The sequence below is a fragment of the Salinisphaera sp. genome, assembly GCF_002729955.1.
Classification (GTDB): domain Bacteria; phylum Pseudomonadota; class Gammaproteobacteria; order Nevskiales; family Salinisphaeraceae; genus Salinisphaera.
Genome location: NZ_PBYA01000027.1, coordinates 53,678 through 66,293 on the forward strand (window position 1 = coordinate 53,678; position 12,616 = coordinate 66,293).

Annotated in this window: 11 protein-coding genes and 1 tRNA gene; 3 read left to right on the forward strand and 9 right to left on the reverse strand. The window is 62.9% G+C overall.

Annotated elements, in window-relative coordinates:
* Positions 1–69 precede the first annotated feature (69 nt).
* Both CMN27_RS06800 and CMN27_RS06805 read left to right on the forward strand, forming a co-directional pair.
* Positions 70–1,716, forward strand: coding sequence for an acetolactate synthase large subunit (locus CMN27_RS06800; protein WP_293625034.1), 1,647 nt, complete (start codon positions 70–72; stop codon positions 1,714–1,716).
* A 107-nt stretch (positions 1,717–1,823) separates the two neighbouring features.
* Positions 1,824–1,910: transfer RNA gene (locus CMN27_RS06805), tRNA-Leu, on the forward strand.
* A gap of 153 nt (positions 1,911–2,063) precedes the next feature.
* Here CMN27_RS06805 and CMN27_RS06810 read toward each other — a convergent pair.
* From CMN27_RS06810 to CMN27_RS06845, 8 genes are all read right to left on the reverse strand, one after another.
* Positions 2,064–3,443, reverse strand: a complete 1,380-nt coding sequence (locus CMN27_RS06810) for an amidohydrolase family protein (protein WP_293625035.1) — start codon at positions 3,441–3,443, stop codon at positions 2,064–2,066.
* A 63-nt stretch (positions 3,444–3,506) separates the two neighbouring features.
* Entirely contained in the window at positions 3,507–4,535 is a 1,029-nt protein-coding gene (locus CMN27_RS06815; RefSeq protein WP_293625036.1) for an ABC transporter substrate-binding protein, read from the reverse strand.
* A gap of 23 nt (positions 4,536–4,558) precedes the next feature.
* Positions 4,559–5,347 carry an ABC transporter permease gene (locus CMN27_RS06820; protein WP_293625037.1) on the reverse strand — a complete coding sequence of 263 codons (789 nt, stop codon included), beginning with the start codon at positions 5,345–5,347 and terminating at the stop codon, positions 4,559–4,561.
* A complete protein-coding gene (locus tag CMN27_RS06825; protein ID WP_293625038.1) occupies positions 5,344–6,192 on the reverse strand; it encodes an ABC transporter ATP-binding protein in 849 nt (282 codons plus the stop codon). Before CMN27_RS06825 ends, CMN27_RS06820 begins: the two co-directional genes overlap by 4 nt.
* Positions 6,189–7,634 (reverse strand): allantoinase AllB, encoded by a 1,446-nt coding sequence (allB, locus tag CMN27_RS06830; RefSeq protein ID WP_293625039.1) that lies wholly within the window; start codon positions 7,632–7,634, stop codon positions 6,189–6,191. The genes CMN27_RS06825 and allB overlap by 4 nt, the downstream gene beginning before the upstream one ends.
* A gap of 11 nt (positions 7,635–7,645) precedes the next feature.
* Positions 7,646–8,440, reverse strand: coding sequence for an SDR family NAD(P)-dependent oxidoreductase (locus CMN27_RS06835; RefSeq protein WP_293625040.1), 795 nt, complete (start codon positions 8,438–8,440; stop codon positions 7,646–7,648).
* A 125-nt stretch (positions 8,441–8,565) separates the two neighbouring features.
* Positions 8,566–9,618: an ABC transporter substrate-binding protein gene (locus CMN27_RS06840; RefSeq protein WP_293625041.1), complete on the reverse strand. Its 1,053-nt coding sequence runs from the start codon at positions 9,616–9,618 to the stop codon at positions 8,566–8,568.
* Positions 9,619–9,643: 25 nt separating this feature from the next.
* On the reverse strand, positions 9,644–10,417 hold the full coding sequence (locus tag CMN27_RS06845; RefSeq protein ID WP_293625042.1) for a cysteine hydrolase: 774 nt from the start codon (positions 10,415–10,417) through the stop codon (positions 9,644–9,646).
* A gap of 161 nt (positions 10,418–10,578) precedes the next feature.
* Between CMN27_RS06845 and CMN27_RS06850 the strand changes: the two genes are divergently transcribed.
* A complete protein-coding gene (locus tag CMN27_RS06850; protein ID WP_293625043.1) occupies positions 10,579–11,481 on the forward strand; it encodes a LysR family transcriptional regulator in 903 nt (300 codons plus the stop codon).
* 213 nt (positions 11,482–11,694) lie between these two features.
* Here CMN27_RS06850 and CMN27_RS06855 read toward each other — a convergent pair whose 3' ends face one another.
* Complete coding sequence (locus CMN27_RS06855) at positions 11,695–12,270, reverse strand: TIGR00730 family Rossman fold protein (protein ID WP_293625044.1); 576 nt, start codon at positions 12,268–12,270, stop codon at positions 11,695–11,697.
* Between the last annotated feature and the right edge of the window lie 346 nt (positions 12,271–12,616).

Sequence of the window (12,616 nt, forward strand, 5' to 3'; positions counted from 1 at the left end):
CACGCATGCAGGTAACGCTCGTTACGATGGGCTATAGTCGAAACCGACACCGCCACACAGGGAATTATTTTGAAAGCATCGGATCTTTTTGTCCGCTGTCTCGAAGAAGAGGGAGTGGAGTATGTGTTTGGCGTGCCGGGGGAAGAGAATCTCGACCTGATCGAGTCGCTGCGCGACAGCGATATCGAGCTGGTCGTCACCCGGCATGAACAGCACGCCGCCTTCATGGCGGCCACCTATGGGCGTCTGACCGGGCGCGCAGGTGTGTGTCTTTCCACGCTGGGGCCGGGCGCCACGAACCTGCTGACCGGCATTGCCTATGCCCAGCTCGGCGGTATGCCGGTGTTCGCGATCACGGGCCAGAAAGCACTGCGCGACAACCGTCAGGGCAAGTTCCAGCTCATCGATGTGGTCGATACGTTCAAACCGCTCACGAAGTGGAACTATTCGATCACCGATAGCGGCGTAATCCCGCGCTGCGTGCGGCATGCCTTCAAGGTGGCCGAGGCCGAACGCCCCGGCGCCGTGCACCTGGAGTTGCCCGAGGATATCGCCGGCGAAGAAATCGAACCCAGCGTGCCGCAACGCCGGGTCACGCTGCGTCGTCCCAACGCCGACGAACAGGCGACCGACCAGGCCGCGGAAATGATTCGGGCAGCGCGCCAGCCCATCATCATCTACTCGGCAGGGGCGAATCGAAAACGCATCACCGAGCAGCTGCAGGCGTTCGTGGAGGCCACCGGTCTGTTCGCGATTGGCACCCAGATGGGCAAGGGCGTGCTGGCGGACGATCACCCGCAGAGCCTGTTCTGCATGGGTATTCACAAGCACGACTACGTTCACAGCGCCATCGACGAGGCCGATCTGGTCATCACGCTCGGCTACGACGTGGTCGAATATCCGCCCTCGGTCTGGAACGCGGACAAGAGCAAGGACATTCTGCATATCGACTTCGTGCCGGCCGAGCCGGATGAGTACTACAGCCCCTCGCACGAAGTGCTGGGCGATATCTCCAATACCCTGCAGACCCTGCGCGCCCGCCTTGAGGGCACGCGGTTCGACGCCAGCCGTCTGGCGCGGCTGCGCGAATATGTCGATCAGCTGCTACATGCAAGTGAACCGGCAGACAGCTTTCCGCCCACGCCGCAACGCCTGGTCCGCGAAGTACGGCAGGTGATGGGCCGCCGCGACATCATCAGCCTGGACAACGGCATCTACAAGATCTGGTTCGCCCGCATGTATCCGGCGTTCGAACACAACACCGTGCTGCTCGACAACGCACTGGCCAGCATGGGCGCCGGCCTGGCGGCGGCCATGGCCGCCAAGATGGTGCACCCGGACCGTCGCGTGCTGGCGATTTGTGGCGACGGCGGCTTCATGATGAACAGCCAGGACATGGAAACCGCGGTGCGCCTCGGCCTTGATCTGGTCGTGCTCCTGGTACGCGACGACGGCTATGGCTTCATCAGCTGGAAACAGGCCGGGGCGGGCTTCGAGGACTTCGGCATGGGCTTCGGCAATCCGGATTTCGTTGCCTATGCACAGGCATACGGGGCCAGCGGCGTACGTCTCGGCCCCGAGGACGCGCTTCACGATGTGCTCGAACAGGCCTACGCACAGGGCGGTGTTGTCCTGATTGACTGCCCGGTCGACTATAGCGTGAACAAGGAACTCGATGTCGAGCACCATGTCGAGTCATCGGTGCTCGACGGATGAACGCATCCCTTTATCGCGGGATCGCCGTACCTCGGCCGTACCGCTGCCCGCCTTGTGCGGGGGCGGGGGCTGCGTGCGCGGCCGGGATCGGTTAGCATAGCCGGCGCGCCGTCGTGGTGGAATTGGTAGACACGCTAGGTTTAGGTCCTAGTAGCCGAAAGGCTGTGGGGGTTCAAGTCCCTCCGACGGCACCATTAAGAACAGTCGATTACGGGCTAAAACAGCACGTACGACGAGCAGGGTACGACATGGTTCGACTATGCGTGACCTGGCATGCCCCAAATATCCCCCAAATCATCAGCCGGTCATTTCGCTGAACGCGAAGCGGTCGTCGTTGCGGTTCCCTACTAGCAACAGCCTGCCTGCTGATACCAGCGGCGCAGATGATTTTCGATCGACGGCCAAACGTTCTGTAGATCGCGGCGATCGTGCCAGTGGCGCCGATACTGTTCGATAAGTTCGGCGTGGATCAGGTCCAGATCAAGATTCGCTAAACAGCCGTCGCGTACCACGGGCTGTCCTGCTACCCATAGCTCCTTGATCTCGGCGGCCCGCGTGCGGGCAAAGAGTAAGCTCGACAGCGGATTGTCGACCAGGCAGTACTTCTGCATGGCGTCCAGATCCAGCAGCAGCCAGTCGGCGGGCTCGCCAATTGCAAGCATGCCGCTGCCGGGCGCGCCGATACAGTGCCGGCCATGACCCAAGGCGCTACGCAGCATGGCTTCATCACCGTTCCAGTCTTCGAAGCCTCGATCGGCGTGCAGCAACCGGGTAAGCCGCATCTCGCGAATCGCATCATCGTCCTGGTCGAGTGCTGATCCGTCCAGTCCGAGTGCGACCCGACAGCCGGCATCGAGCATTCGCCGCAGCGGCGCGATACCGGACCGCAAGGTCAAATTCGAGCTGGTATTGACCGCGATCGTCGTGCCCGATTCGGCGATGAGATCGAGCTCGTCGTCGCGTGCCCAGACACAGTGGGCCAGGGTCAGCCGCGGGCCGAGCAGGCCGATATCGGCCAGATGGCGAACGATGCCGTTCGGGTAATGCCGATCGGCCCAGTCGCGCTGATAGCGCGTTTCCAGCAGATGCATATGCACCCGCCGGTTGCTGTCGGCGCTGGCCTGGGCGATCGCTGCGAGCAGCGCATCCGAACACCACTGTACGCCGGTCGGCCCGTACTGCACGTCCAGCCCACGATCGGCTACGGCCTGGGCGCAGGCATCGACGCTCTTCAACATCGCCTCGATCGACTGCGTCGGGATACGAAAATAACGATCGGCAACACGACGGGTTTCAATATCCATCGATTCACGAACTAACCTGTCATCGCCATAGAGCAGCGGATTGCGATCGCGCAGGCCGACCGCGAACGCCGCCCGAATACCGACGGTATCCGCCGCACGGGCAACTTCTGCCACTTCGGTGGGTAGGTCGGTGAGTCCTTGGGCGCGCGTGCAGTGCATCATCACTGCGCCCGAGCCGCCAAGTGCCGCTCGACCGAAGCTGGCGCAGGCGGCGAGATAGGGGTCGATCGAGGGCGCGACCGCCAAGCGCAGCAGCCAGGTTTCGAGTGGCTGGTCGTGCGCGCCGAAGGCGAGCGTCGGCAGCGCTCGACCATGATCGTGTGCATTGGCGAAGCACGGCATGGCCAGCCGCCGCGGCCCCACGGGCTGGTTGGCCAGCGTCTCGATCGCGGTGATGCGCCCATGCTCGTGGCCGATGCGCACAGGCCCGTCGCTTTCGCAAGCGGGCCCGAACAAGGCCTTTTGGGCTATGACTGCGGACACGGACTAGGGCAGGCGCTGATCGCGCGGCGGCAAGAAGCGATCGGTAAACACCTGATCGGCGCTGGGCGTACGCTCGAGATCGTAGAGATCGACGATCGTGTCGATGGATTTCGACAGCCTCTGTTTATCGACATCGCCGATACCAATCGCGCGGCTTTCATCGGAAACAATCAGACGCGTCATGGCGAAATCCAGGCGCTTGCGCTCGGCGCTGGCGTCGATGAACGCCTCGCGGGCCTTGACCGCATCGATACCGGCTTGCGAGTCTGCGATGATGTCCTGCATGGCATGGTTGATCGCCGTGACCAGCCCTTCGACCGCGCCGGGGTGGTCGGCGATCATGGCCTGCGAGACCATCACGCCGTTGGAATAGATATTCAGCCCATTATCGCCATACGCAAACCAGCGGTAATCGGCGTCCGGATCCTTGCCCTGGGACACGAGATTCATATAACTGGTGACGTTGAACACGAGCGACGCGTCTACGTCACCACGATTAAGCAACTGTTCCTGCAACTGCGGCGCTACGTTGGTGATATGGACCGAATCGGTATTGATATCCGAAGCGTCGAGCATGGCCGGAAACAGCTTGGTCGCCGCGCTGCCAGCCGGCCCGCCAAAAGTATGGCCGGGAAAATCGGCCACCGACTGGATCGGGCTATCGGCCTTGGTCAGCACCGCGAACGGCGGCTGGTTGTAGATCTGATACACCATCACCGGCGCGGTATCGGGTGTTTTGGCCGCGGTTTGAATGATCGCGTTCATGTCCCCGAAACCGGCGTCATACGTGCCCGATAACACACGACTGACCGTGGCCGCTGAGCCTTCGCCCTGGTCGATGGTCACATCCAGACCGTTATCGGCGAAATAGCCGCGCTGCTGCGCGAGATAGAACGGGGCATGCACGCCCTGGATCTTCCAGTCCAGGGTGAAACGAACCGGCAGCTTCTCGGCCGCGAAAGCCGTCGCGCCAACCAGCGTTGCCGCAAGCATGGCCGCGCCGGTGAGTGTAGGTAGTAAACGGTTTGTCATAGCAGCTCCTTGGTAAGCGAAAATCAGGCCAGCGGCGTGTCGGCGCCGCGCGATGCCCAGCCGCAGATACGGCGTTCGAGCAGCGAAAACAGGCCATAGAGCACTACGCCCATCACCGCGAGTAGGAATAGGCCGGCGAACACCAGCGGCACATCGAAATTGGAAGTCGCGATCATCATCACGTTGCCAATACCGCGATTGGCGGCCACCGTCTCGGAGAGCACCGTGCCGACAAAGGCCAGTGTGATCGCCACCTTGAGCGCGGCGAACAGATACGGCATCGCACTCGGCAGGCTGATATTGAACAGAATCTCGCGGCGGCTGGCGCCGAGTGCCTTGAGCACGTCCTGTTGTTCCGGCGAGGTCGTGGCCAGCCCGGTCGCCACATTGACCACGATCGGGAAGATACAGATCACGTACGAGGTTAGAATCGCCGGCACCGTGCCGCTGCCGAACCAGAGCACGAAGATCGGCACCACGGCGACCTTCGGGATCGAGGAGAATCCGACCAGCAGCGGATAGGCCGTGTCGTAGGCGATTCGGGATGACCCGACCACGGCGCCGAGAATCACGCCGGTGAGCACGCCGGCGGCAAAACCGACCATCGTGGTCATCAACGTCTGAATGATATGTGGCATGAGTGCCGGAAAACGCTCGACGAGCGTAACCAGTACCGCGCTCGGGCGCGGCAGCACGAACGGCGAGATCGAAAAAACAACGCAGGCCGCTTCCCAGAGTAGAAAGAAGCCGACGATGAATGCCAGCGATGCTGCACGCTGACGCGCCCGGGGGCCGAACAGAGTCGTTTTCATGCCGCCGTGCTCCCCACGGCATTCGGGCCGTCGTGGGTGATCTTGGCACGCAGGCTCTGCATGAGCTCGACGAAATCGTTGTCGTAGGTTCGATCGACGGTGCGCGGCCGGGCGAATTCGACCGCCCGGTCTTCGACGATACGCCCCGGTCGCGGGCTCATGATGCATATCCGCGACGCCAGATAAGCAGCCTCGCGCAGGTCGTGGGTGACCAGCAGCACCGTGGGTTTCTTGTCCATCCAGAGGTTTTGCAGAATGCCCCACAGTTCTTCGCGGGTGAACTGGTCGAGCGCGCCGAAGGGCTCGTCGAGCAACAATACCCGGGGTTCGTGAATAAGCGCGCGACACAACGAGGCGCGTTGCAACATGCCGCCGGAAAGCTGCCAGGGGAATTTGTCGCCGAAACCGGTCAGCCCGACCTGGGCGAGCAGGGCGTCGGCACGTGCGCGATAGTCACCGTTCTTCTTGGCTCGGTAATCGCCCTTGAAGGGAGACACGATCTTGAGCGGCAGCATGATGTTGTCGCGCACGCTCAGCCACGGCAGCATCGTGGCGTTTTGAAACGCGATGCCCACGCGTGCGGCGCGGGCCGAGATCTCGCGTCCGCCGACGAATACATACCCCTCGGAGGCCGGCAGTAGCCCGGCCGCGAGTTTGAGAATGGTCGACTTGCCACAGCCGGACGGGCCCACGAGTGCGACGAATTCGCCGTCGCGCAGCGAGAGCGATGTCGTGGTCAGCGCGTGCGTGGCATGCGCGCCGTGGCCATAGGTCACCGCCGTGTCTTCGAGCACGATCGCAGCGTTGTCGAAGCGGCCGGGCCTGGTCTGTGCAGCCGCGTTCATGATGCCGCCCCCGGCGCGCGCGCGAGTTCGGCGGCGAGCGTACGATCGGCGTTGCGGACATCGGCTGCGGGCATGTTCTGGATGCGCTTGACGTTGCGACCCTGGCCGCGCGCTTCGGCCACGAGCCGGCGATCGCGCATGACGAATCGCCCGCCTACCAGCGTATGCACCGGCACCCCGGTCACCCGCATGCCGTGGAAAGGTGAGATGCGTGCATTCACCGAGTGCAGCATGTTCTGGTCGATGGTTTCTGCACGCGCCATGTCCACGAGGGCGATATCGGCATCCGCGCCGACGCCGATCCGGCCCTTGGCCGGGTGCAAGCCCCAGGCCCGGGCCGGCGCGACCGACGAAATGCGCACGTAGTCGCACAGCGACAGCTGGCCGGCGTTGACCGAATCCAGCATCAGCGACATCTGGGTCTCGACGCCGGGGAAACCGCAGTCGGCATCCCAGATCACGTCGTTGTGTTTTTCTTCGGGCAAGTGCGGCGCATGGTCGGTGGCGATCATGTCCAGAGTGCCGTCGGCCAACCCGCGCCAGAGGGCGTCGCTGTCGTGAGCCTCGCGGACCGGCGGGTTCACGCGGATCACGCTGCCCAGGCGCGCATAGTCGTCGGTATTGAAGCGCAGATAATGCGGGCAGGTCTCGGCGGTGATATCGACGCCGCGCGCCTTGGCTTCGGCCATCGGACGCAGCTCGGCTCCCGACGAGACATGTAATACATGAATCCGTGCGCCGGACCATTCAGAAAGAATCGCGGCGCGCGCAACCGCCTCGACCGCGACCACCGACGGCCGCGCGGCGACATGAGCCAGCGCATCGTTGCGCTGCGCGGCTTTCAGGCGTTCATAGCGCCAGGCCATGATCGAGGCCGTTTCGGCATGCAGCGACGTACGCAGCCCAAGCGGCGCGATACGTTCGAACGCCTCCAGCATCGCGCCGGTCGAAGGCGAGGGCAGGTTACCGAAGGTATTGCCCATGAAGCATTTGTAGCCAATCACGCCGGCTTCGGCGAGCGCTTCGAGCTGGTCGACGTTGTTCTCGGCGAGCAGACCGTACACGCCGAAATCCACGTAGGCATTGCTGTGGGCACGCTCGAGTTTGTCGGCGACGGCCGCGGGGTCGGCTGTCGGTGGGTGGGTGTTGGGCATTTCGAACACGGTGGTCGTGCCGCCCATCGCGGCCGCGGCCGTGCCGCTTTCCCAGGTTTCCTTGTAGTCGTAGCCGGGATCGCGAAAATGTACGTGTACGTCGATCGCGCCGGGCAGAAGATGCAGGCCACTCGCATCGAAGCGTTCGGTCGCGGCCGGCATGGTGTGGTCGGCGCCGACCGCCACGATCAGGCCGTTGTCGATCGCCACGCTTGCCGCGAACTGGTGCGTATCGGAAACGATCGTGCCGCCGTGAATGACGAGATCGACGGATTGTGGTTTGTTCATGCTGATACTCCTTAGAGCGCGGCCCAGCCGCCATCCACGGGCAGATCCACGCCGGTGATCTGGCGTGCGCGGGCACTGGCGAGAAACAGACAGGCATCGGCGACGTCCGCGCTCGTGGACACGCGTGCAAGCGCATAATCGGCGGCGTGGCGGGCGGCCGCGTCTTCCAGGCTGATGCGTTCCCGCGCGGCGATATCGGCACAGACCTTGTCGCGAAAACGTGGGCCGTCGACCATGCCGGGGGCAACGGTGTTCACGTTGATGTTGTGGGCGCCCAGCTCCAGCGCGAAGCTTTTGGTGATACCGCGCAGTCCCCATTTGGAGGCAGAATAGGCCATGCGCCCCGCGCGCCCGCGCATCCCGAATGTGCCGCCGACGTTGACGATGCGACCGGCTTTCTGCGCAATCATGCCGGGCGCCACCGCATGGATGGTGTTGAAACAACCGATCATGTTCAGATCCACGATCTGGCGAAATTCCTCAGCCGTGGTTTGGGTGCCGGTCTTGCCGATCGGCCCAGAGCCGCCGGCGATATTGACCAGCACATCGATTGCCCTGCCGTAGTGGGCGATCGCGGCCTGCACGGCAGCCTCCGTAGCCTCGGCATCGGTGATGTCGCAGCCCGCCACGAAGGCTTCGCTACCGCTCGTGCGGAGTTCGTCGGCCAGGCGTTCGACCGGCGCCGTATCGCGGGCGAGAAGTACCAGCCGTGCGCCGTGGGCGGCGAAGGCGCGCGTAATGACTTCGCCCATGCCCTTGGCGGGGCCGGTGAGGGCGACGATCTTGTTCTCGAGTTCCAGGTTCATGTGTCGGTGTCTTGTTCGTTCGTGAGAGCGGATGGTGGGCGCGCGCGCCTCGCACCTCGCATGCAAGAATCGGGGCGCGTGTATCGGGTCGTTTCAGATGCGAAATGCGCGAGCGCGCGAGGGGTCTACGGCGTTTCGTAATCGAGCGCGTGGATACGATCCGCCTCGGGCGGCAGAAAACGCGTATCGAAGACCTCGTCCACGCTCGGCGTGCGCTCGAGGTCCTTGGCATCGACGACGATATCGATCGCCTTGGCAAAACGCGCGCGATCGATATTGCCCAGGCCCAGCTCGCCGATATTGTCGAACGCGATCTCGTCGCGCAGGGTGGCCAGCAGGCGCTGGGTTTCCACGTCGCGGTTGAGCAGCGGCTCGCGCTGCATCACCGCATCGATACCGGTATCGATATCGGCCAACGTATCGGCGATCGCGTGGTTGATCGCGGCGACCAGCCCGCGCACGGCTTTCGGATTGTTCTCGACGAGGTCGGAGGACACGAGAATGGCGTTGGAATACAGATCCATCCCGTAATCGCCGTAGCGGATGAAACGAAAATCCTCGTTGGCATCGATACCCGCGAGCATGGCCGAGAACCGGATCGTGTTCACATAACCGAACATGCCGTCGACACGCTCGCGAATGAGCATTTGTTCGCGCAGGCGTGGCTCGATATTGAGGATATCGACCTTGGAGACATCGACATCGGCGATCTTGGCAAACGCTGGAAAAAGCTTCAGCGCGCCGTCGTTCGCGGGCCCGGCGATCGTCTTGCCTTCCAGATCAGCCGGTTTTTCGATATCGCTATCGGCGTTGACCGCGATCGTGAACGGCGGCTGGTTGTAGATCTGATAGACCGCGTAGGGGTGATCGTCCGGGCTCTTGGCGACGAACTCGATGAGCGTATTGACGTCGCCAAAGCCTACGTCGTAGGCGCCGGTCGCGACCTGCGATACCGCCGCGCTCGAGCCCGAGCCCTGGTCGATCGTCACGTCGAGCCCCTGATCGGCGAAATAGCCGCGCTGTTTGGCAAGAAAGAACCAGGCCTGCGGCCCTTCGTATTTCCAGTTCAGCACCATGCGGATCGGCGTGGCGGCCTGGACGCTGGTAGCGATCGTAAGCACCGCGAACGCTGCGGCGAGCAGGGGGACAAGGCGTTTCGAAACGGATATCGGAACCATGACGGCAATCCTCGGAATGACGAAATCAGTGGGCATCGACGAAAGCGTCGACAGTGGTGGTAAAACCGTAGAGCTGGCGCACGATCGTGCAGGCGGCTTCGCGCACAATGGCGGAAGAGGGCGTGGCCGTGGCATCGTCGATAAGCACGGCGTCGTAGCCGGCAAACGTGGCGTCCTGCAGGCTCGCGAGCACGCAGCGGTCGGTGTTCACGCCGGCAAAACACAGCGTCGTGACATCCAGACGGCGCAATACGGCATCCAGCTCGTTATGCCAAAACCCGCTGAAACGATTCTTGTGCACCACGATGTCGCGCGGCTGCGGCGCGAGTGCATCGATGGTGGCCGCGCCCCAGGTACCGGTCACGAGCGCAGGCTCGCCGGCAGCGCGATACGCTTCGGCGTAGCCCGTGGCACGGCCGAACAGTCGCCCGAAGGCGAGCTGGCCGACGCTCATTTCCAGCGCATCGGCACGAATGCCCCAGTTGAGAAAGATCACGGGCATGCCATGGTCGTGCGCGGCATCGATCGTAAGGCGCACGTGGGGCACGACAGCCTGAATCGCACCGATATCTACACCGCGGGCCGCGAACCAGCCTTCGTCGTGACAGAAATCGTTCTGCATATCGACCACGACGAGCGCGGTACGGGCCGCATCGATCGTGATCGGTTCGGGGGCGGCTTCTGCCAGTGCCAGGGGCCGCGCCGGTCGCGACGGGCGTACCAGCGATATGCCGAGTTCGTCTCGCGGCCAGGCCGCAGTGGCCTGCGCATGCACCGGTTGGCGGGGGATATCGGCCAAGGTCAATACCGTCGATAAGCGATGGGCACAGCCTCGCAGGCGACACCGTCGCCGACTATTGCTTTCTTTCCGGTTCAGCGTTGCCTAAAAGTCAACGCTTGGCATGGTTCTTCCTTGCCAAGGGATTACCCCACCATGCTTGTACCAACCGACCGACGCCGATGAAGCATTTTCGATACTTTCGCTATATGGACGCCGTGGTTCGCGCGGGCTCGATTCGGCGTGCGGCCGAGCAGCTCTATATCACGCCGTCCGCGCTGGACAGGCGTATCCACGATCTCGAGAAAGACCTCGGCACGCCGCTGTTCGAGCGCCATGCGCGCGGCATGCGCCTGCTCGCGGCGGGCGAAATATTTCTGGGCTATGTTCGCCGCCATCTGGCCGACCTCGATCGGATGCAGTCCGAAATCGAGAGTCTGAAAGGGCTCAAGCGGGGGCACGTCGAAATCGTGGCCAGCCAAGCGGTGGCCGTGAGTTTTCTTTCACAGCAAGTGCGTACGTTCCAACAGAACCATCCCGGCGTAACCTTCAACGTGCGTATCACCGATCGCGGCGAAGCCATGCGTGCGCTCACCGCGTTCGAAGCCGATCTTGCCCTGGTCATCTCGCCGCTGCGCACCGCGGAGTTACTCCCGCTCATCGTCGTCGCCCAGCCGGTCATGGCGATGATGGATATCGACCACCCGCTCGCGGCAGCCCAATCGTTACGCTTTGGCGACTGCCTGAGTTATCCGCTCGTACTCCCGCGCGCGACGCTGGCAACCCGCGCACTCATCGATGCCGTACTCAATGCCCGCTCCGTGCCGGCCACCATCGCAGTGGAAACCGACTCGTTCGAAATGATGCGGGGGCTGATAGCCCATACCGCGAATATTGGTTTTCAGGTGGCTATCGGCACACCCGACGCCCAAACCGACCCGCGCGTCGTGGCACGGCCTATCGACGAACGCGATATATCGGCCGCCCCCATGGTCTGTGCCCAACTCAAGGGCCGCAGTCTTTCCGTTGCCGCAGCGCGCTTTGCCAACCAGGTGGTCGGCGCGCTGGATGCCATGAAGCAGTGAACGACGCAAACCAGCAGGCCGGAAGAAGAGGAGCTGGATCATCAGGTTTAGAAGCCTCCACAGCCGGGCAGAAGCGGACAGCGTAAGGATCGATTCGCCTGGCTTGCTCCCCTTTGGATGGGGCCACTCCTTGATCACGGGCTCTAATCGGGTCGACAGCAGACCCTTGGCGTAGCGCCCGGAGGCAACAACGCCGCTGTCAACAGATCTTGATTAGAGCCATTTCGAAACCGTGACCGGCTCGAATTCCCGCAATCCGGTGATCAACGAATCCGGGTCGCCGTCGACGACGATGGAGTCGCGATGTGCGGCAGGCAGGAATGATTCGGCAATCATGTGGTCGATCAGCGCCATGAGCGGGTTATAGAAGCCGGCGATGTTATAGAGACCGGCCGGTTTGTCGATCTCGCCAAGCTGATTGAGGGTCCAGACTTCCATGAATTCCTCGAGCGTGCCGATACCGCCGGGTAGGGCGATGAAGCCATCGGCGACCTGCGCCATGCGCGCCTTGCGTTGACGCATGGAATCCACGATTTCGCTTTCATGCAAACGTGGATGGCTGTGGCCCTTGTCGTGCAGCCGCTGGGTGATCACGCCGTGCGCGTGCCCGCCGCCGTCGATTACCGCATCGGCGAGTACGCCCATCAACCCCTTGTGCGTACCGCCATAGACGATACCCAGGCCGGCTTGCGCGATCGCGCTGCCGAGCGCAGCGGCGCCGTCGGCGTAACGATCGCCACGGCCGGTATTGGAGCCGCAGAAAACGGCAATCGTCTGGATTCGAGGCATGAAACGTCATCCACGTGAGTCAAAGGCGCAAGTATGCGATGCGTACCGGCGGCTCGCCAATGCGCGCCTACAGTGCAGCTGCGCCGGCATGGTGCGCCCGGGTCGGTGCTGCGATAGCCGAGGCTTCGAAAGCATATTTGTCCCCGTTCATGCAGCAATGATCATGGCAAACCGGCGGACGTGCCTATGGCCGGCGATATAGCAACTACCGAGCGATCCGTGCGCATAATCGTCCCTCGACAAATCGGAATCAGGGGCGAATTCTACGGATCGTGGCCCTGCGCCAGCGCCCCCCATATAAGAGGCTTCGGGTCGCGTGAACGTGTGCCGTGTAATCGAAGGCGGC

Coding starts and splice junctions, on each gene's coding strand:
- CMN27_RS06850 (WP_293625043.1), top strand. CDS start 10,579: ATGAAGCATTTTCGATACTTTCGCTATATGGACGCCGTGGTTCGCGCG.
- CMN27_RS06835 (WP_293625040.1), bottom strand. CDS start 8,440: ATGAACCTGGAACTCGAGAACAAGATCGTCGCCCTCACCGGCCCCGCC.
- CMN27_RS06855 (WP_293625044.1), bottom strand. CDS start 12,270: ATGCCTCGAATCCAGACGATTGCCGTTTTCTGCGGCTCCAATACCGGC.
- CMN27_RS06815 (WP_293625036.1), bottom strand. CDS start 4,535: ATGACAAACCGTTTACTACCTACACTCACCGGCGCGGCCATGCTTGCG.
- CMN27_RS06825 (WP_293625038.1), bottom strand. CDS start 6,192: ATGAACGCGGCTGCACAGACCAGGCCCGGCCGCTTCGACAACGCTGCG.
- CMN27_RS06820 (WP_293625037.1), bottom strand. CDS start 5,347: ATGAAAACGACTCTGTTCGGCCCCCGGGCGCGTCAGCGTGCAGCATCG.
- allB (WP_293625039.1), bottom strand. CDS start 7,634: ATGAACAAACCACAATCCGTCGATCTCGTCATTCACGGCGGCACGATC.
- CMN27_RS06840 (WP_293625041.1), bottom strand. CDS start 9,618: ATGGTTCCGATATCCGTTTCGAAACGCCTTGTCCCCCTGCTCGCCGCA.